The organism is Kribbella sp. NPDC048837 (assembly GCF_055586945.1).
The window spans coordinates 381,374-400,049 of record NZ_JBVJHF010000007.1; the positions used below are offsets into that span (position 1 = coordinate 381,374).

18 protein-coding genes and 1 riboswitch are annotated in these 18,676 nt (G+C 70.0%); of the genes, 11 read left to right on the forward strand and 7 right to left on the reverse strand.

Features of this window, described 5'->3' with window-relative positions; translation table 11 throughout:
- Positions 1–1,320, reverse strand: a complete 1,320-nt coding sequence (locus ACZ6O0_RS31550) for an NRAMP family divalent metal transporter (protein WP_465768646.1) — start codon at positions 1,318–1,320, stop codon at positions 1–3.
- A gap of 156 nt (positions 1,321–1,476) precedes the next feature.
- Here ACZ6O0_RS31550 and ACZ6O0_RS31555 point away from each other — a divergent pair, with 156 nt between their 5' ends.
- The 3 genes from ACZ6O0_RS31555 (at position 1,477) to ACZ6O0_RS31565 (ending at position 4,140) form a co-directional block, all read left to right on the forward strand.
- Entirely contained in the window at positions 1,477–2,199 is a 723-nt protein-coding gene (locus tag ACZ6O0_RS31555) for a GntR family transcriptional regulator (RefSeq protein WP_465768647.1), read from the forward strand.
- Between the two features lie 88 nt (positions 2,200–2,287).
- On the forward strand, positions 2,288–3,718 hold the full coding sequence (locus ACZ6O0_RS31560; RefSeq protein WP_465768648.1) for an aminopeptidase P family protein: 1,431 nt from the start codon (positions 2,288–2,290) through the stop codon (positions 3,716–3,718).
- A gap of 194 nt (positions 3,719–3,912) precedes the next feature.
- Positions 3,913–4,140 (forward strand): hypothetical protein, encoded by a 228-nt coding sequence (locus ACZ6O0_RS31565; protein WP_465768649.1) that lies wholly within the window; start codon positions 3,913–3,915, stop codon positions 4,138–4,140.
- 55 nt (positions 4,141–4,195) lie between these two features.
- Here the strand turns inward: ACZ6O0_RS31565 and ACZ6O0_RS31570 are convergent, their stop codons facing one another.
- A complete protein-coding gene (locus tag ACZ6O0_RS31570) occupies positions 4,196–5,629 on the reverse strand; it encodes an alpha/beta hydrolase (protein WP_465768650.1) in 1,434 nt (477 codons plus the stop codon).
- Positions 5,630–5,804: 175 nt separating this feature from the next.
- Here ACZ6O0_RS31570 and ACZ6O0_RS31575 point away from each other — a divergent pair, with 175 nt between their 5' ends.
- Both ACZ6O0_RS31575 and ACZ6O0_RS31580 read left to right on the forward strand, forming a co-directional pair.
- On the forward strand, positions 5,805–6,158 hold the full coding sequence (locus ACZ6O0_RS31575; RefSeq protein ID WP_465768651.1) for a DUF3817 domain-containing protein: 354 nt from the start codon (positions 5,805–5,807) through the stop codon (positions 6,156–6,158).
- Positions 6,156–6,248: riboswitch (glycine riboswitch) on the forward strand. Its footprint overlaps the gene before it by 3 nt.
- Positions 6,249–6,327: 79 nt before the next feature.
- A complete protein-coding gene (locus ACZ6O0_RS31580) occupies positions 6,328–7,701 on the forward strand; it encodes an L-serine ammonia-lyase (RefSeq protein ID WP_465768652.1) in 1,374 nt (457 codons plus the stop codon).
- Here the strand turns inward: ACZ6O0_RS31580 and ACZ6O0_RS31585 are convergent, their stop codons facing one another.
- Positions 7,702–8,409 carry an SDR family oxidoreductase gene (locus ACZ6O0_RS31585; RefSeq protein ID WP_465768653.1) on the reverse strand — a complete coding sequence of 236 codons (708 nt, stop codon included), beginning with the start codon at positions 8,407–8,409 and terminating at the stop codon, positions 7,702–7,704.
- Positions 8,410–8,511: 102 nt separating this feature from the next.
- On the opposite strand from ACZ6O0_RS31585, the gene ACZ6O0_RS31590 reads away from it, so the two are divergent.
- The gene (locus tag ACZ6O0_RS31590) at positions 8,512–9,342 is read left to right on the forward strand and encodes a helix-turn-helix transcriptional regulator (RefSeq protein WP_465768654.1); all 831 of its coding nucleotides are present in this window, start codon (positions 8,512–8,514) and stop codon (positions 9,340–9,342) included.
- On the opposite strand, the gene ACZ6O0_RS31595 is transcribed toward ACZ6O0_RS31590, so the two are convergent.
- A complete protein-coding gene (locus tag ACZ6O0_RS31595; RefSeq protein ID WP_465768655.1) occupies positions 9,335–10,015 on the reverse strand; it encodes an alpha/beta fold hydrolase in 681 nt (226 codons plus the stop codon). The genes ACZ6O0_RS31590 and ACZ6O0_RS31595 overlap by 8 nt on opposite strands.
- Before the next feature lie 177 nt (positions 10,016–10,192).
- Between ACZ6O0_RS31595 and ACZ6O0_RS31600 the strand changes: the two genes are divergently transcribed.
- From ACZ6O0_RS31600 to ACZ6O0_RS31610, 3 genes are read left to right on the forward strand one after another with little or no spacing between them, the layout of a single operon-like run.
- Positions 10,193–10,819, forward strand: coding sequence for a hypothetical protein (locus tag ACZ6O0_RS31600; RefSeq protein WP_465768656.1), 627 nt, complete (start codon positions 10,193–10,195; stop codon positions 10,817–10,819).
- 29 nt (positions 10,820–10,848) lie between these two features.
- Positions 10,849–11,085, forward strand: coding sequence for a ribbon-helix-helix domain-containing protein (locus ACZ6O0_RS31605; protein ID WP_465768657.1), 237 nt, complete (start codon positions 10,849–10,851; stop codon positions 11,083–11,085).
- The gene (locus ACZ6O0_RS31610) at positions 11,082–11,516 is read left to right on the forward strand and encodes a PIN domain-containing protein (protein WP_465768658.1); all 435 of its coding nucleotides are present in this window, start codon (positions 11,082–11,084) and stop codon (positions 11,514–11,516) included. Before ACZ6O0_RS31605 ends, ACZ6O0_RS31610 begins: the two co-directional genes overlap by 4 nt.
- A gap of 1 nt (position 11,517) precedes the next feature.
- Here ACZ6O0_RS31610 and ACZ6O0_RS31615 read toward each other — a convergent pair whose 3' ends face one another.
- Entirely contained in the window at positions 11,518–12,447 is a 930-nt protein-coding gene (locus ACZ6O0_RS31615) for a hypothetical protein (RefSeq protein ID WP_465768659.1), read from the reverse strand.
- A 67-nt stretch (positions 12,448–12,514) separates the two neighbouring features.
- Positions 12,515–15,871 carry a bifunctional lysylphosphatidylglycerol synthetase/lysine--tRNA ligase LysX gene (gene lysX / locus ACZ6O0_RS31620; RefSeq protein ID WP_465768660.1) on the reverse strand — a complete coding sequence of 1,119 codons (3,357 nt, stop codon included), beginning with the start codon at positions 15,869–15,871 and terminating at the stop codon, positions 12,515–12,517.
- Between the two features lie 109 nt (positions 15,872–15,980).
- On the opposite strand from lysX, the gene ACZ6O0_RS31625 reads away from it, so the two are divergent.
- Together ACZ6O0_RS31625 and ACZ6O0_RS31630 are read left to right on the forward strand one after the other, a co-directional pair.
- Positions 15,981–16,667 (forward strand): DUF998 domain-containing protein, encoded by a 687-nt coding sequence (locus tag ACZ6O0_RS31625; protein ID WP_465768661.1) that lies wholly within the window; start codon positions 15,981–15,983, stop codon positions 16,665–16,667.
- Complete coding sequence (locus tag ACZ6O0_RS31630; protein ID WP_465768662.1) at positions 16,664–17,419, forward strand: alpha/beta fold hydrolase; 756 nt, start codon at positions 16,664–16,666, stop codon at positions 17,417–17,419. Before ACZ6O0_RS31625 ends, ACZ6O0_RS31630 begins: the two co-directional genes overlap by 4 nt.
- On the opposite strand, the gene ACZ6O0_RS31635 is transcribed toward ACZ6O0_RS31630, so the two are convergent.
- Complete coding sequence (locus ACZ6O0_RS31635; RefSeq protein ID WP_465768663.1) at positions 17,412–18,641, reverse strand: ROK family transcriptional regulator; 1,230 nt, start codon at positions 18,639–18,641, stop codon at positions 17,412–17,414. The genes ACZ6O0_RS31630 and ACZ6O0_RS31635 overlap by 8 nt on opposite strands.
- Positions 18,642–18,676 lie beyond the last annotated feature (35 nt).

Consider the following 18,676-nt stretch of genomic DNA (forward strand, 5'->3'; position numbering starts at 1 on the left):
TTAGAGCAGTCCTACAACAGATCGGACGGCCAGATAAACGGTGAGCAGCCACGCCGCCCCACCCAGACAGAGCAGCCACCGCGGATACCGGTGCCCGCGCAGCAGGTCCGCACGCTGCCACGCCACCCACAGAAGGACGCCGATCCCCAACGGCAAGAGCAGCCCGTTGAACGCACCGGCGAAGACGAGCAGCCGTGCCGGCGCCGTACCGACGGCCAGATAGATCACCGTGGAGACCGCGATGAACAGGACCACCAGCACCGTCCGGGTCGCGTCCGACGTCTTCGTCCGCGACGTGACGAACGTGACGGTCGTGTACGCCGCTCCGATCACCGAGGCGATCGCGCCCGCCCACAACACGACACCGAAGACCCGCAACCCGACCTGACCCACCGCGTGCTGGAACGCCGAAGCCGTCGGGTTCGCCGGATCGAGCGTCGCCCCGCCGGCCACCACACCGAGGACCGCCAGGAAGACGACGACCCGCATCAAGCCGGTGAGCAGTACGCCGCCAACCGCGGCCCGGTCGATGTCCCGGGCGTACTGCGGCCCGCACACCCCGGAATCGAGCAGCCGGTGCGGACCGGCGTACAGGATGTAGCCGCCGATCGTGCCGCCGACCAGGGTGAGGATGACCAGGAACTCGGCGTTCGCGGGCAGTACGGCGTTGCGCAGCGCGGTGCCGACCGGTGGGTCCGAGGTGATCGCGACGTACCCGGTGAGCAGCAGGACGACCGAGCCGAGGACGATCACGACCCGGTCCATCGCGACCCCGGCGCGCTTCGCCAAGAAGATGCCGATGGCAACCACCGCGGAGAGGACGGCGCCGATCCGGGGCTCCAGGCCGGCCATCGCGTCGGTCCCCAGCCCGGTCCCGGCCACGTTGCCGACCGTGAACGCCAGCCCACCGGCGAACAGCAGCGCGGCCATCGCCGTACCGAGCCGTGGTGCGACCAGGTTGCCCAGCTCCTGAGCCCGCCGGCCGGACACGCCGATCACCCGCCACACGTTCAGCTGGACCGCGAGGTCGATCAGCACCGACACCACGATCGCGAAGGCGAACGCCGCGCCGAGCGAGACCGTGAACAGTGTGGTCTGCGTCAGGAACCCGGGCCCGATCGCGGAGGTGGCCGTCAGGAACATCGCGCCCACGAGCGTCGACCGGCCCCCGGCCTTCATCACGCTGTCTGGCGTCTTCCGGCCGGCCGCCGGGGCGAGCTGCCGGGCATAGGGATTGGTACGGCGGACCACCGGCTTGGTGCTGGGCCGGCGGGTCGGCGGCTTCACGCGGCGCGGTCGTCGGGCGAGGGGTTGGGACATGGCGGCGGCTCCCGGAGGTGGCGGTGAACTGTCGGATGGTCTCCATGGCTGTGAGTAACGAGTGATCACACGATCGTAGAGATTGTTCAACAATCCTGCAAGAGTCTTGTTCTACTAAACTTCCCCTGAGCGGTCGGAGTGGGCGATGATGCGGTGATGAACACGGGTGGGGAAGACGCCGGACGGCAGGCCTGGTTGCGGACTGTCGCCGCCGACGTGGCACGACTGGACCGCAGCAGCTCGGCCGAGCGGGCCGCCGACATCCTGCGGCGCAGCATCACCGAGGGTGCGTTGCCGCCGGGCGCGCAGCTGTCCGAGATCGAGCTGACCGAGGTGCTGGAGGTCAGCCGCAACACGCTCCGCGAGGCCTTCCGGCTGCTCACCCACGAAGGCCTGCTGGTCTACAAGCTGCACCGCGGCGTCTTCGTCCCCGAGCTGGACGAGGCCGACGTGGTCGACCTGTACCGCCTGCGCCGGGTGCTCGAGGTCGACGTCGTCCGCGGGTTGATCGACCGCGACCCGGAGCTGCCGGCCGGCCGGCTCGAGCCGTTGCAGGACGACGTCGAGGCCGCCGAGGCGGCCGCGCGCGCGGATCGCTGGCCGGCCGTCGGGACGGCGAACATGCGGTTCCACGAGCACCTGATCGGCCTCGCCGACAGCGCCCGGATGGACGCGATGACCGGCCGGCTGCTGGCGGAGCTGCGGCTGCTGTTCCACGTGATCGCGGCGCCGCGCGAGCTGCACGAGCCGTACATCGCGCGCAACCGCGGGCTGTTCGAGTTGCTCGAGGCGCGCAAGTACGACGAGGCCGCGGCCGACCTGCATCAGTACCTGCTGGACTCCGAGGAAGGCATCCTCGCGGCGTTCCGTTCGCGCTGAGCGGACTCGATCCGATAAGGGCTTGCGCGGCCCCGCGAAGACTCCTTTGATGAACTGTGACCGTCAGCTGCAAAGGGGAGTTCAGCTCATGACCGAAGACGACCGGACCGATCAGACGCCGAAGTCCTACCGCCCCATCGACGCCAAGGGTTTCCGGGAGTTCATCTCGCGTGGCTGGGGCCCTGTGGACCGGTCGGTGACGCTGCCGGAGGGGCTGGCCGAGGCGGCCGCCGAGCACCGGCGGAAGCTCTCCGCCGCGCTGCCGGGCCGCCGGATCGCGCTCGCGGCCGGCCGGGCGCCGGTGCGCTCGAACGACACCGACTTCCAGTTCCGCGCCGACAGCGACTTCGTCTGGCTGACCGGTTGCCAGGCCGAAGGCGCCGTACTCGTGCTGTCGGCCGACGGTGAGGCGACGCTCTACCTGCGCGAGACCGCGGGCCCGGACGAGGCGGACTTCTTCGCCAACGCCCGCGACGGCGAGCTGTGGATCGGCCCGGTGCCGGGTCTCAAGGACTGGTCGGACGCGCTGCAGATCGCGTGCCGCCCGATCGAGGAGCTGCCGGCCGCCGTCCGCGGCGCCGTCCCGTTCATGCTGTCGACACCCGGCGTCGAGCCGATGCTGGACGCACTGGTCCGGACCTCGCCGACCGACGGGAACTCGCTGCGGCAGACGCTGGCCGAGCTGCGCCGGATCAAGGACGACTGGGAGCTGGACCAGCTGCGCGAGGCCGTCGCGGCCAGCGTGCTCGCGTTCGGCGATGTCGCCCGTGAGTTGCCCGAGGCCATCCGCGGTGGCGGCGAGCGCTGGCTGCAAGGCACGTTCGACCGGCGCGCGCGGACCGCGGGCAACGGGGTCGGCTACGCCTCGATCGTTGCTGCGGGCAACCACGCGCCGGTGCTGCACTGGGTCCGCAACGACGGCCCGGTGAACGAGGGCGACGTGATCCTGCTGGACGCCGGCGTCGAGACCCGGACGCTCTACACCGCCGACGTGACCCGGACCTTCCCGGCCACCGGTGAGTACACGGCCGCCCAGCGGCAGGTGCACGACCTCGTGCACAAGGCGCAGGTCGCGTCGCTGGCGGCCGTCAAGGTCGGAGCGCCGTACCGCGCCTTCCAGTACGAGGCACTCCGCGTGCTGGCCGAAGGCCTGCGGGACTGGGGTCTGCTGGACGTGTCGATGGACGAGTTGCTCGGCCCGGACGGGCAGCAGCACCGGCGGTACATCGTCTGCGGGACCGGGCACTACATCGGCCTCGACGTCCACGACTGCGACGCGTCCCGGCCGGAGGCGTACTTCGCCGGTGACATCGAGGCGGGCATGGCGCTGGCGGTCGAGCCGGGCCTGTACTTCCACCCGAACGACGAGACCGTGCCGCCGGAGCTGCGCGGGATCGGCATCCGGATCGAGGACAACGTCGTGGTGCATCCGGACCGGCTGGAGATCCTCACCCAGGACCTGCCGATCACCACCGACGGCCTCGAGCAGTGGACCCGGTCGCACCTCGACGGTCGGTGATCGCGCGCTGACGGAAAATTAACCCGTCACAAGCAGTAACACTCGGCGCCCCGGCTCCGATGTAGCGAGCGGGGGAGGGTCGAACTTCGGCCCGGCGCGTGGCAGTGGGGGGCCGCGTCCGCGCGCCGGGGCCGAGGCGGCCGCGACTGGGGCCATGGGGGACCCGGGATCCCCGGGCACGGGGAGTAGTCATCATGAATCTGCGAGTGCGAGTGGTCCACTACGGAGATCAGCACTGGTACGCCGACATCGACGACGCCGACGATCCGCAACCCGACGACCCGTTCTGGTTCGTCGATCATTGCCCATCGCAACGGCAGGCACTCGAGACCGCGTGCGCCGAGCTCCGGATGCTGTCGAACCGGCTGGTCCACGGCGACCACCTCGACCGCGTGCTCGACGTGACCGGCGTACCGGTCTGAGGTCACCCGGTCACCGGGGCCGGTGCTGGTTGGGAGCGCCGGCCCCGGATCATTCTCAGCCCACCGGTGGTACGGCGGGGCAACCGGCGCCGCGCTTCGGCACCTGACGCGACACCAGGTAGGCGTCGATCGTCGACTGCATGCAGGGGCCTGAGTTGTAGCTGCCGTGTCCCCAGCCCTCGTAGGTCAGAAGTACGCCGTACTTGCCGAGCTGCCGCTCCACACTCTTGGCCCAGTCGTAGCCGGTGGCCGGGTCGTGGATCGCGTTGGCGAGCAGGACCGGGGTCTTCAGGTCGCGGACCTTCAACGTGTGCTGCGGATTGTTGGCCTCGGGTGCGCCGAGGCAGTTCGTGACGGCCATCAGCTGGCCCGGGTACGGCATGTCGGGGTTGTTCCGGCCGATCCGGTCGACGAGGCCGGCGAACTCGCGGTAGTTCCGGACCGGCAGGTTCCAGTCCTGGCAGAACGGCGCCAGCGTGTTGTTCACCAGCCCGGTCGGCACTGAGGCCTGCTTGCTCTCATCGAGGGTCTTCAGGGTGTCCGCCAGCTTGCGCCATTCCGGGTCGTAGAGCAGCCGGAACACCTGGAAGCTCAGCTTGAACGGATCGGTCGAGACCTTCAGCAGGTCTGCCCAGAGTGCGCGGACGTCGCTGCCGTGCAGGGCGCAGGTCGTTGTCTGATCGCACCATTTCACGAACTCGTCGAACGAGTCCTGCACCGGCGCCGCCTGCTCGTCGAGGAACGTGCGCGCAGTCGGCGAGCTGTGGTCGAGCACGCTCTCCAGAACGAGTGCGCGCGTACGCCGCGGGTAGGTCTCGGCGTACTGCGCGCCGAGCATCGTCCCGTACGACGAGCCGTGGAACGAGATCTGCGACTCGTCGAGAGCCCTCCGGATCGCGTCCACGTCCCGCACCGACTGCCAGGTGTCGATGTGGTCGTAGAGCGGTCCGGTGTGCTCGCGGCAGTCGGCCGCCAGCGTGCGGTTGTAGCGGACGGTCGCGTCGAAGTCGGCCTGGCTCTTCATCAAAGGCGACGGCTGCCGGGACAGCAGGGCCGCGGAGCACAGCACCGGGTTGCTGCGGGCGATCCCGCGCGGGTCGAAGCTGACGATGTCGAAGCGATCCTGCAGCGTCTGGCTGAACCGGCTGATGCCGGTCTTGATCCGGTCGACGCCGGAGTCACCGGGACCACCCGGGCCGAACACCAGCACGCCGACCCGCTCGCTCGGCGACTTCGCCGTACGGCGGGCGATCGCGAGGCCGAACGTCGGTCCACCGGGGTCACGCCAGTCGACCGGCACCTGCAGGGTCGCGCACTGCGACCCCTTCACCTCCGCCGGATCGTCCTTGCCCTCGGGCTTGCAGTCCGACCACTGCACGCCCGGCGGCCGGGGGACGGCGGCCGACGCCGGGAGCGTCGCGAGGCCGGCCGCCGTCAGTCCCAGGACCACACCCCACGCGGTGGTCCTGAGAAGTCTGCTGGATCTCATCAGGCGAATCTCCTGTCTGCGGGAAGAAAGGAAGAAAGGAAGGAAGGAAGGAAGACGAGGGGTGGGGCGGGGCGAACTCCCTCGATCCTCGGCAACCGTTTGCTCGGCCGCATCGGGGACGAGCCCCCGGCGGACCCCGGGTGCGGCTTGGGGGACTTGTTAGGGTCGGTCGCTGATGACTACCAAGCACGCGGTGTGGTTCCGGACAGTGGCGATCGCCGAGGCGATCTCGTGGACCGGATTGCTGATCGGAATGCTGTTCAAGTACGTGCTGTCCGACAACGAGATCGGGGTGAAGATCTTCGGCCCGATCCACGGCGGCATCTTCATCGCGTACGTGGTCACGGTGCTGGTCGTGCGCGGCCCGCTGCGGTGGTCGTGGCCGGTGACCCTGGCCGCGCTGGCGGCAAGCGTTCCCCCGCTGTTCACCTGGTTCTTCGAGATCTGGGCGGTGCGAACGGGCCGGATTGACGTTGCCGGGCGGAGCGCCGTACCGTCCAGACCGTCAGTCAATTCAACAGCCGCATGAACCCGTGCGGGAGAGACCCGGGCGTGACCCGGGCGCCGTAGGAGCAACTCTCCCCAAGAATCTCTCAGGCACCTTCACCGCGCGGGCGAGGCACCTCTGGAAGGCATCTGCCTGACAGAGTGGGGAGGACACCAAACGGTCAACGGCGACCGGAAGGAACCTCCGCACGATGGCGATCAGCGTCTTCGATCTGTTCAGTATCGGGATCGGCCCGTCGAGCTCCCACACCGTGGGCCCGATGCGCGCCGCCCGGACCTTCGCACTCGGCCTGGCCGACGCCGGCCTGCTGGCCGCGACGGCGCGGGTCGAGGCGCAGCTTTTCGGCTCGCTCGGCGCGACCGGGCACGGTCACGGCAGCAACAAGGCGGTCCTGCTCGGGCTCGAGGGCGAGGATCCCGAGACCGTCGTCACGCACGCGGTGGACGCGCGGGTCGAGGCGATCCGGGAACGCGGCCGGGTCCGGCTGGCTGGTACGCACGAGATCGCGTTCGACGAGAACACCGACCTGGTCATGCACCGGCGCAAGGCGCTGCCGTACCACCCGAACGGGATGTCCTTCGTGGCCCGCTCGGCGGACGGCGCCGTACTGCGGGAACGCACGTACTACTCGGTCGGCGGCGGGTTCGTGGTCGACGAGACCGCGGCGGCCGGCGACCGCATCGTGCTGGACACGACCCCGCTGAAGTACCCGTTCACCACCGGCGCGGAGTTGCTCGACCGGTGCCGGGAGTCGCAGCTGTCGATCAGCGAGGTCATGCTCGCGAACGAGCTGGCCTGGCGGACCGAGGACGAGATCCGGGACGGCCTGCTGCACATCTGGCAGGTCATGCAGGACTGTGTCCGCGAGGGCTGCGAGACCGAGGGCATTCTGCCGGGCGGGCTGAAGGTGCCACGGCGGGCGCACGCGCTGTACACCAAGCTCAGCCAGGATCCCTGGTCGGTCGATCCGCTGAAGGTGATGGACTGGGTCAATCTGTTCGCCCTCGCGGTGAACGAGCAGAACGCGTCCGGCGGCCGGATCGTCACCGCACCGACGAACGGTGCCGCCGGCATCATTCCCGCCGTACTGCACTACTACCGCCGGTTCGTGCCCGGGGCCACCGAAGACGGTGTGGTCCGGTTCCTGCTCACCGCCGGCGCGATCGGCGTGCTGTACAAGGAGAACGCGTCGATCTCCGGTGCCGAGGTCGGCTGCCAGGGTGAGGTCGGGTCGGCCTGCTCGATGGCCGCGGGCGCATTGTGCGAGGTGCTCGGTGGTACGCCGCTCCAGGTCGAGAACGCGGCCGAGATCGCGATGGAACACAACCTCGGCCTGACCTGCGACCCGGTCGGCGGGCTGGTGCAGATCCCGTGCATCGAGCGGAACGCGATGGCGTCGGTGAAGGCGATCAACGCGGCCCGGATGGCGATGCACGGCGACGGCGTTCACGTGGTCACGCTCGACAAGGTGATCAAGACGATGCGCGAGACCGGTGCGGACATGAAGATCAAGTACAAGGAGACGTCCCGCGGCGGCCTCGCCGTCAACGTCATCGAGTGCTGATCACCAGGGCACGGTCCCGGTCAGGCTCAGGTACTCACCGGTCGGGCCGTCCGGGCCGATCTGGGCCAGCCGGACGATGATCTCGGCGCCTTGCTCGACGGTCTGCGGACCGCTGTGGCCGTTGAAGTCGGTCGCGGTGTAGCCCGGGTCGACCGTGTTGATCCGCAGTGCCCGTAGTTGCCGCGCGTACTGGACCGTCAGCATGTTGAGCGCGGCCTTCGACGAGCCGTAGCCCGGTGCGGGGACCCAGACCGGGACGGCGGTCGACTGTGCCGCCGGATCGACGGCGGTGGCGATCGAGCCGAGCCCGCTCGACACGTTCACGACGACCGGGTTGGCGCTGCGCTCCAGCAACGGGAGGAACCGGTGCAGCATCCGGACCGGGCCGAACACGTTGGTGTCGTAGGTCCGGTAGAGATCCTCGGCCGTCAGCTCGCGGGCGGACTGACCCGACCCGATGATGCCGGCGTTGTTGATCAGTACGTCGAGCCCGCCGGCCTCGGCCTCGAGTTGCTCGGCCGCATTGTCGACCGACTCGTCGCTGGTCACGTCGAGCGGCAGGTAGTGCGCACCAAGGGCAGCCGCCGCCTCCTTGCCGCGTTGGGGATCCCGCGCGCCGATATAGACGGTGTGCCCGGCGGCGATCAGCCGGCGGGCGGTTTCGAATCCGAGGCTCTTGTTCGCCCCGGTGATGAGTGTCGTGGTCATGCATCCACCCTCGTGCCGGGGCTCTCGGGCAGGTAGTACCCGCGGTGTCCTAGGGAATGGCAGTACCAGGCTGTGGCCGGCGGCGCGCGGAATACTGGGGTTGTGAGCGAGCTGGGCCGGACTCTGCATGCGTGGCGCGATCGCGTGACGCCGGATGCGGTTGGCCTGCCGGCCGGCGGGAAGCGGCGCGCGCCGGGACTGCGCCGGGAGGAACTGGCGCACCTCGCCGGACTGTCGGTGGACTACATCGTCCGGCTCGAGCAAGGCCGCTCGGACTCGCCGTCGGTGCAGGTGCTGACCGCGCTGTCCCGGGCTCTCCGGCTGTCCGATGCCGAGCGCAACCATCTGTTCGTGCTCGCGGGTCAGGTGGAACCGTCACCCGGCCGGATCTCGGCGTACATCCCACCCGGTGTGCAGCGGGTGGTCGACCAGCTGGAGGGTGCGCCGCTCTGCGTGTGCGACGCGGCCTGGAGCCTGATCACCTGGAATCCGCTCTTCGCGGCCCTGATCGGCGACCCGTCGGAGTGGCACGGCCGGTGGCGCAACATCATCTGGAGGCACTACGCGGCGCCCGGGGAACGCGTGCTGCAGACACCTGAGCAGCGGCGAAGCTTCCAGATCGCGATGGTGACCGACCTGCGCGCCTCCCTCGCCCGCTATCCGCACGACCCGGATCTCAGGGCGTTGATCGACGAGCTGCGCGCCGGGTACGACGAGTTCGCCCAGCTCTGGGACCAGCCCGTCGTCCGCTTCCATCAGACCGAGCAGAAGACCATCCGCCATCCCGGCCTCGGCAGCCTCGTCATCGACTGCGACGTCCTCACCGTGCCGGGCAGTGATCTCCGCATCGTCGTCTACACGGCTGCGCCGAACAGCGAGGCGGCCGAGAAGCTGCGCCTGCTGTCGGTCATCGGTCTCCAAGCCCTTACCTGACCAGCGCGGCGACAGCCTCCGGGTCCTCGACCTGTGCGTTGTGCCCGAGATCGGTCAGGGTGACGACCCGGTCATGCAGGGCGAGGAGCTCGGCATCGGTGTTCATCGGGTCGCGCTCGCCGCGTGCGAGGATCACCTCCGCCTTGCTCTCGGCGATCAGCTTCGCCATGTCCGGAGCGCCGACGCCGAACGTGCCGGGATCCATGGCCAGCCGCCATCGGCCGTCGACCTCGCGGAGGCCGTGATCCACGACTGCATCCGCCGGGTCCACGAGCCCTTGCAGACCGGAGACCTTGAGGAACCGGGTCGCGGCCTCCGCGCGGTCCGCGAACCAGGCGACCGGCTTCTGTGCCAGTGCGGCCGCCCGTCCGAGATCGTCGTCGGACCACGTCAATTTGACCCCGAGTGCGACGACGCGGCTCACGTCGACGCCGTACCCGCCACTCGCCAGTTCGAGTGCGATCACGCCGCCCAGTGAATGGCCGAGGACGACGAGGTCACGCCGTACCTCCAAGGACTCCGCCACCGCCGCGGCCAGCTCGCCGAAGCTGTACGACGGGAGCGCGGGAGCCGTGCCGTGTCCGGGAAGGTCGGGGGCGAACCGTGGTTGCGGCCAGCCGTCCCAGACGCGTCCGTTGGCCCCGAGACCGTGCAACAGCAGCAGTGCAGACATGGGAGCAGGCTGACATAGGAAAATCACCAGTGCAGGAATGTAGGCGCGTCATCAGCTAACTCACCGCATTGCTACGGTTGCGTAGCAGGTATCGAACTGTCCAATGGTTGCGATCTAGTGTGGAATTTGTTCCAAGGGCTGTTTGAAGCGCTGGTTCAACCGCTACTGTGCGGGACCGTGAAACCGTTCTCTGCCACGGCACCCGGCCGCCCGCCCTGGCAGGATCCGCGCCGACTTCGCCAGGTCGCCGCCGGCGCCGGAGCACTGCTGCTGCTCTACCTCGTGCTCGCGTTCGTCGCCTTCGTCGGCGGACCGCGGATCGGCGCCTCGTTCCTGCCTCTCCCCGGTGGCGGCCCCGACCCGGCCACCCCGGTCGCCGGCCTCGAGCCGAGTCAGCCGACGCAGAACGTCCCGGCCATCCCGCGCGGCACCACGCCCGCTCCCGGGACGACCCCCACGACCTCGCCGACCGCGTTGCCCACGGCAACCACTCCCGGTACCGGCACCGTCACCGCCCCGGTCCCACCCGGCACCACCCCCTGCCCCACCCCGACCCCGGGCCTCCCGACCACCCAGATCGTCGACCGCTTCGAGCCGACCATCCCGGTCGCCACCCGAACCCCACCCACCCGCACCACCGAGCCACCCACCACGAAGCCCACGTCTGACCCCACGGGCAACCCGACCACCCCGCCACCGACCACCCCCACCACCCCGCCAACCACCCCCGACGACCCAGAACCCCAGAACCCGCCCTCCCTGGGCGGCCTCCTCGGCACCCTCCTGAACAAGCTGGGCCTCTGACGCGCATGTACATGTGTTAGGGTTGGTACATGTCGATGAAGCGCACCAACGTCTACGCCGATCCTGAGGACCTGGCGTTGATCAAGGACGCTGCCCGTCGGCGGGGCATTCCGGAGGCGGAGATCATCCGCGAGGGCATCCACCTGGCCGCGATGGCGAACCGGGTCTGGGACGAGCCGCTCGATTGGCCGACCTTCGAGGGCTCCGGTGAACCGGTGACGAAGGACGAGGTCCGCGCCGAGATCGCGCGTCGTACCGGCCGGTGATCGTCGTCGCCGACACCTCGGGGATCATCGCGGCGTTCGACCGCAACGCAGCCGAGGGGCCGCACTGCCGGCAACTCCTGCAGGAAGCCGGGACTGTCATCCTGTCGCCTCTGGTCATGGCCGAGGTGGACCACCTGGCTCGCGTGCGGCTCGGCGCGGAGGCCAGGTCGACGATCCTTGACCTGTTGCTGGCGCAGGTGCGGCGGATGCGTTTTCAGGTGCCCGACATCGGCGCCGACACCCTCGCGACTGCTCTCGCCGTGATGAACCGGTACGCCGATCTCGATCTCGACCTGGCCGATGCGGTCAGCGTCGCCTTGGCTGCCGACTACCGCACGGACGCGGTGCTCACGCTCGACCGTCGAGACTTCCGGGCGGTCCGCCCACTCACCCCCCACAAAGCGTTCCGGCTGCTCCCCGACGACCTGTAGGTCAGTAGGCCTCGACCTCGGTGGTTCTGGCGTTGCCGCCGATGGTGGGTTCGAGGTTGATCTGCCAGCCCTTGTTGCGCTCGAAGGGCTGGTCGAACTTCTGGAACGAGCAGTCCGCGCTGAACTGGCGGCGGGTGGAGTTCCAGTCGGTGCCGCTCTTGAAGTAGATGTGGTACGCGCCGCCGATCCGGCTGATGGTCGCGGTCTTGCCGGCCTGGATGTACACCATCACGTGCGGCGAGCCGGGTGGCTTCCCGTCGCTGACGACCGAGACCGCGACGTCCTTCGCCGTTCCGTTGGTGACCCGCAGCCGGCCGGATCCGGCCTCGCCGCTGCGGACCAGGACCTCGCCGTTCGACGGGCGCTCGCTCTCCGGTTCCGGTCCGGGATCGGGCAGCGTCTCACCGAACTTCAGCTTCAGCCGGGTCAACGGCAGGATCGCCCCGCTCAGATCCGCGCGCAGTTTCCGCTGCACCTTCTGCGAGGTGTACGCGACGCCTCGGCACCGCGCGTCCAGCTCGGTCTGGTCGGAGTTCGTCAGCGACTCGGCCGCCGCCGCGAGCCGGTCCTGCAGCACCTCGTGAACGGCGGTCAGCCGGGTACTCACCGTGAGACCGCCCAGCTGTGACGACGCCATGGTGAGCGAGTCGGCGAGCGTGGTCATCGCCTCGGTCAGCCCTTCGGCGGTCCGCACCCGCGTGAGCGCCCGCAGTTGACCGGCCAGGCCTTTTTCGATCCTGGTCAGCTCGACCTGGTACGCCGCCGACCCGACGACCCCGCCCGGTGGGATGGACGACGCCGGCGCCGGTGCTGCCGACGTACCGGTCGACGACGGTGACGACGCCACCGGAGTCTCGTCCGGCGCGCCACTGCAGCCGGCCGGCCAGACCAGCATCGCCACCCCTGCGCAGAGCGCAGCACAACGCTTCACGTACTACCCCCCAGGTCGCCCCAATCCCCTGTGTGCGCACAGGGTATGCGCACACAGGGCCCACGACCTAGTCTCGCAGCGCGGGGCGAACGAACGGGAAGGCGAGCGTGGCGCGGATGTTCTGCCCGGTGAGCATCATCAGGACCCGGTCCACGCCGATGCCGAGCCCGCCGGTCGGGGGCATGGCGTACTCCAGAGCGGTCAGGAAGTCCTCGTCCAGGGACATCGCCTCCGGGTCGCCGGCGGCCGCCTTCAAGGACTGCTCGGTGAGGCGGCGGCGTTGCTCGACCGGGTCGACGAGCTCGGAGTACGCCGTACCGATCTCGGCGCCGAACGCCACCAGGTCCCAGCGTTCGGCCAGGCGTGGTTCGGTCCGGTGGGTCCGGGTCAGCGGTGACGTCTCGAGCGGGAAGTCGGTGTAGAACGTCGGCAGGGTGGTGTTCGGCTCGACGAGCTCGTCGTACAGCTCCAGGACCAGCTCACCGGCCGACATCTCGAAGGTCGTGTGTACGCCGTGCTCCGCGCAGAGCTCCCGGAGTCGCTCGACCGGCGTGTCCGGGTCGAGCGTGGTCCCGGTGGCCCGGCCGACCGCGTCGTGCACGGTGACGACCGGCCACTCGCCGGAGATGTCGACGTCCCCGTCCGGCCGGCGGAGGATCGGCTTGCCGAACACCGCGGTCGCGGTCTCGATCAGCAGTTCGCGGGTGAGCTCGCGCATCACGTGGTAGTCGGCGTACGGCTGGTAGGCCTCGACCGAGGTGAACTCCGGGTTGTGGGTGGCGTCGGCGCCCTCGTTGCGGAAGTTCCGGTTCAGCTCGAAGATCTTGCCCATCCCGCCGACGCTGAGCCGCTTCAGGAACAGCTCCGGCGCGATCCGCAGGAACAGCTCGGTGTCGTAGGCGTTGATGTGGGTGGCGAACGGCCGCGCGTTCGCCCCGCCGTGCACGGCCTGCAGCATCGGCGTCTCCACCTCGATGAAGCCGCGCGCCTCGAAACCGTTGCGCAGGGCCCGGACCGCGGCGCTGCGGTGCCGCATCATCCGCAGCGAGTCCGGGTTCATCACCAGGTCGATGTGGCGCTGGCGGACCCGTGCCTCCGGATCGGTGAATCCCTTCCGCTTGTCCGGCAGCGGATGCAGGCACTTGGCGGCCATCAGCCACGAGGTGGCCGCGATCGACAGCTCGCCGCGGCGGCTCGTCACCACCTCGCCGGTGACGCTGACATGGTCGCCGATGTCCACCAGCCGCCGCCACTGGTCGAGCAGTACGTCGCCACAGGCCTCGGCCGTCAGCATCACCTGCAGCTGGGCCAGCCCGTCCTGCAACTGGGCGAACGACAGGCCGCCGTGGTCCCGCATCCGCATCACCCGGCCGGTCACGGACACCGTGTGGCCGGTGTGGTGATCGGGCGGCAGGTTCTCGTGCAGCTCCAGGATCTGCTCCAGCGTCTCCGTCCGCGGCACTTCGACCGGGTAGGGATCCATGCCGGCGGCAACGAGCTCGGCGAGCTTGGTCCGGCGGATCCGTTCCTGCTCGGTCAGCTTGCGATCGGGCAGCGCCGGCCGCAGCAGCGCGTCCTCCTGCTCCCGTACGACGGACGCGAAATGACCACCGTCCGCCGCGTGGATCGCGTGCCGATCCGCCGTCTCGTCACTGTCGACCCGCGTCCACGGGCGGGGCGCCGGCAGGAACCCTTCCGCGGTCCCGGCCGCCAGCAGCACCTGGGCGAGCGACGCACCGCGGGAGTAGCAGATCAGCCGGGGCGACCAGCGCGGCAGGTACTTCTCGTTCGACTGGTAGAGACTCTCCAGCTGCCAGAACCGCGAGGCAGCGGTGAGCAGCGCGCTGGTCAGGCGCAGCACCGGCCCCGCGCCGACCCGCTCGGCGTCACTGAAGATCTCCCGGAACATGGCGAAGTTCAGCGAGATGCGGTGCAGCCCGAGATCACCGCAGGCGTCGACCAGCGATGTCACCATGAACTCCATCAGCCCGTTCACGGACTCCGGATCGCGCCGCATCAGGTCGAGCGAGACACCCCGGACACCCCACGGCACGAACGACAGCAGCCCGCGCACGACCCCGTCCGCGTCGCGGGCGATCACCATCACGCACCGCGCGTCGGCCGGGTCCCCGAGCCGCCCGAGCGCCATCGAGAACCCACGCTCGGTCCGCGCACCACGCCACTTCTCGGCCAGGTGCACGTACTTCGTCAAAGTGTCCGGAGACAGGTCGCCGGCCCGGACCACCTCCGCGTGGTAACCGGCACGCTGGACCCGGGTGACCGCCTGCCGGACCGGCCGCATCGTCCGCCCCTCCAGCGTGAAGTCGGCGACGTCGATGATCGCCTCGTCACCCATCGACAGCGCGCGCAGGCCGGCATCGACGTACGCGTGGGCGGCCTCCTCGCTCGCCGAGAGCACCGCCGGCGACCAGCCGTACGTGCGTGCCTCGGCCAGCCAGCGCTGGATCGCGGCGGGCCAGGCGTTCGGATCGCCCAGCGGATCACCGCTGGCCAGGCTGACCCCGTTGACCACCCGGTAGGCGATCGCGGCGTCGTTGCCGGGGGCGAAGACCACCGCCTTGTCCCGGCGGGTGGCGAAGTACCCGAGCGAGTCCCGCTCGCCGTGCAGCAGGAGCAGGCGGCGGACCTCGAGCTCCTCGGGCTGGGTCAGGTAGCGGACCCGGCGGACCGAGCGGAGGAAGATCCAGAACGCGATCACCAGCGAGGCGGCCGAGATCGCGCCGACCGTCAGGCCGATCCAGCCGTGGCCCTCGTGCCCGCCCATCTTGCTGCGGGACTGCCCGAGCGCGGCGACCACGGCCCAGCCGATCTTCTGCCGCTGACCGCTCAGGGTCCGCGGGAAGATCTGGGTCAGCGTGATGCTGACCGCGATCGAGATCATCAGCCCGAGCACCAGCGCGCCGATCGCGAGCCGCCGCGTTCCGGGCGCGAGCCGGGCCGGGAACGCGGCCCGGATGTTCCACAGCAGCACGATGATCGCGGCCACCACGATCACCTGGACGATGCCCCACTCGAGGTCCTGGACGCTGGCCGGGCCGAAGTCCCGGAGCAGCTCGGCGTCGTTGGGGTTGGCCAGCCGGACGCTGGTGAACGCGATCCCCGCGATCTGCGCGAGCAGCCACAGCGCCTGGAAGACCCACAGCACCCAGAGCAGCGCCGCCCGCTTCCCGCGCAGCAGCGCGCTGCCGACGACAGCCAGGTAGACGGCGGAGAAGAACGTGTGCCCGGCCGGGATACCGAAGAAGTCGAACGCCATGTCGACGCGTTTCACGTACGCGGGGGCGAAAACGTGCAGCGGGATCGCGATGAACGACCACACCGACGCGACCACGACGACGCGGCCTACCCAGACCGCGGCGCGCTGTTTCCACGCGGGGATCACTTCCTGCTGTTCGGGCCGCACCAAGCGATCATCCCACTTGCTCAACGAGACTTCGGTCGACCTAGGTCTACCTCGACGGTATAGCTGACGCCACAGTCAATACTTTGGTTGACGTGCCAGGCTTGCCGGCGTGAGAACCGTCGCCGTCGCCGTCCCGTATCGCCTGCTGCGCAACGTGATGATCGCCGCCGGCGTGCTCTACTGCAGCCTGCTGCTGGAGGCGGCGGCCGGCTTTCCGCTGGACGTTCCTCAGTCGTTTCTCAGCGAACTCGGCGCCCGGGACCAGGCGACCAGTCCGTACGCGCGGGCGATGGATCTCGGCGCCGGTGTCCTCCTGCTGATCGCGGCGATCCTCGGCCGGGGTGCCGCCCGCCTGCATCGGGAGATGGCCGGTCTGCTGATCAGTGCGGCGGTTTTCGGCGCCGGGACGCTGTTCGACTCCTTCTCGCCGATGGACTGCGCGCCCTCGGTCAGCGCGGCGTGCCGGGCGGCCGAGGCCAACGGCCAGGCGGGTACGGCGCTGGTGCTGCACGAGGTCACCTCCACGGTGGCCGGTCTCGGGAGCATTGCCCTGGGCATCTTCGCGGTGCTCGTGCTGCGCCGGGCCGGATGGGGTGGTGTGTGGGGCCGGGTGGTCGCAGTACTCGCCGCCGGGGTCGTGGTGACGCAGACCTGGCTCGGGATCGAGACCGGGGTCGAGGTGCTCACCGGTGACGATCTGCACGCGCCGGGCATCCTGCAGCGCGTCTCGGTGCTGCTGGTCTGCTTATTGTTGGCGACAGTGCTCCCCGGTCTCAGGCAGGCTTTCCCTCGATGACCGTGATCTGGATCGTGCTGCCCGGCCTGGCCGAGACTCCGGAGGAGTTCGCCCGGGTCGTCGAACTGTTGCCGGGCGAGGACCTCCGCGTCGTCGATCCCTGGCGTACGCCGATCACCTCGGACGTCGACGAGTTGCGGACGGCGGCCGGCGTACCCGCGGAAGCCGAGATCGGTCTGGTCGGGCATTCGATCGGCGGACTCGCGGCGTTGCGCTGGGCGCTCACCCGGCCGGTCGAGGTGACCAGACTGGTGCTCGTCGACACCAGCCTCACTTCGGAGACCGGTCTGCGGTGGCTGTACCCGGGGACGCGCGGTGACCGGGCGGTGCGGGCGTTCCTGCGGTTCCTCGGGCGGATCGGCGTACCGCAGGTGCTCGGGCCGACACTGCGGCGGCTGATCGTCCGGATCGGCAGTGCGACCAATCAAGACCTGTTGTCGAAGGCAACCGCGAAGGCCCGGTACGGCGCAGCCTCGTCCTGGCTGCTGTTCTGGGACGAGCTGGCGAGCAGCTGGGAGCTGGCCGCCGAGGTCGGGAAACTGATCGCCACACCGGTCGGTGCGGTCGCGCCGACGGTGCTGCTGGTCGCGACCGGTGGCAGCTCGCGGTTCACCGCGGACCGCTGGCTCGCGGGTCAGCGGCGATTGGCCGACCCGCTCCGCGGCGCGGTCGAGGTGCTACCCGACTCCGCCCATCTCGTTCACCTGGACCGCCCGGACGCTATCGCCGGGGCCGTCCAGCCGACTAGGTAGTGCTCGTCAGGGCGGGCGTGGGGAGCTTGCGCTGCCAGACCTCGTCGAGGGCCATCCGCATCGCACCGGTGACCACGGCGTCCTCGGCCAAGGCCGACAGCTCCAGCTTCGGGTGGTTCAGCGTCAGCAGCCGCAGCTGGTCCGAGATGGCGTCCAGGAGCACCGCGCCCGCCCGGGCGACACCGCCACCGATCACCACCGCCGTCGGGTCCAGCACCAGTACGGCGGGGGCCAGAGCGCGGGCGAAGTCCCTGGCGACTCGCTGCACGACCGCCTGCGCCACCGGGTCACGCTCTGCCGCGGCCGCGAACACATCGGCCGTGTCGAGCTGCTCTCCGCCCAGCTCGGCCAGACGGGACTGTGGGTTGTCCAGTGCGGCCTGGCGGCCGAGTGCTGCGATCGCCTCCGAGCCGACCGCGCGTTCCAGCGGGCCTCGGCTGTCCTCGGGGTTGATGACGTCGTCCGGTGCGGTGGCGATGAAGCCGATCTCACCAGCCGCGCCCGTGCCCCGGTGCAGCCGGCCGTCGATGACGATGCCGGCACCGAGCCGCTCACCCCACTGGACGGCCAGCAGCGTGCCCGTGCCGCCCCGAGCGGCCGCGATGGCCAGTGCGGCCAGGTTGGCGTCGTTGTCGAGCATGACTGGGCAGTCGAGCAGCCCGCGGACGTGCTTGATCAGGTCGATCGCGGACCAGCCCGGAACGCTCGGGACCAGCTGGACCCGGCCGGTGTGCTCGTCCACGATGCCGGGGCTGGCGGCGACCGCGGCAGCGATGTCCTCCGCCGGCACCTCGGCTTCCGCGAGCGCCTCGGTGATCACCTCGCTGATGACCCCGAGCAGCTGCTGCGCGGTCCAGCCCGGTCCGGAGCGACGGACCAGGGACAGCTTGCGGCCGGCGAGGTCGGAGACACCCACGGTCACCCGGTGCGGGCCGACATCCAGGCCGAGCACCGGCGCCGCACGGCCGCGCAGCGAGACGCGGATGGCCGGGCGGCCGAGTGACCGGTCGGCCGAATCCGGGCCGTGCTGCTGCAGCCAGCCGGCGTCCAGCAGCTCGTCGACGGCCTGCGCCACGGTTGGTCTGGCCAGACCGGTGCGCTCGACCAGTTCGGCGACGCGCAGCGGTGCGGGCGCGGACCGGCGCACCGCGTCCAGGACCGCGGCCACGTTGATCCGCCGCAGCATCGTCGTACCGCCGCCGCCGACCGTTCCCTTGCTCATGTCCGACCCCTTGCCTGCCACTCGCCCAGTATAGA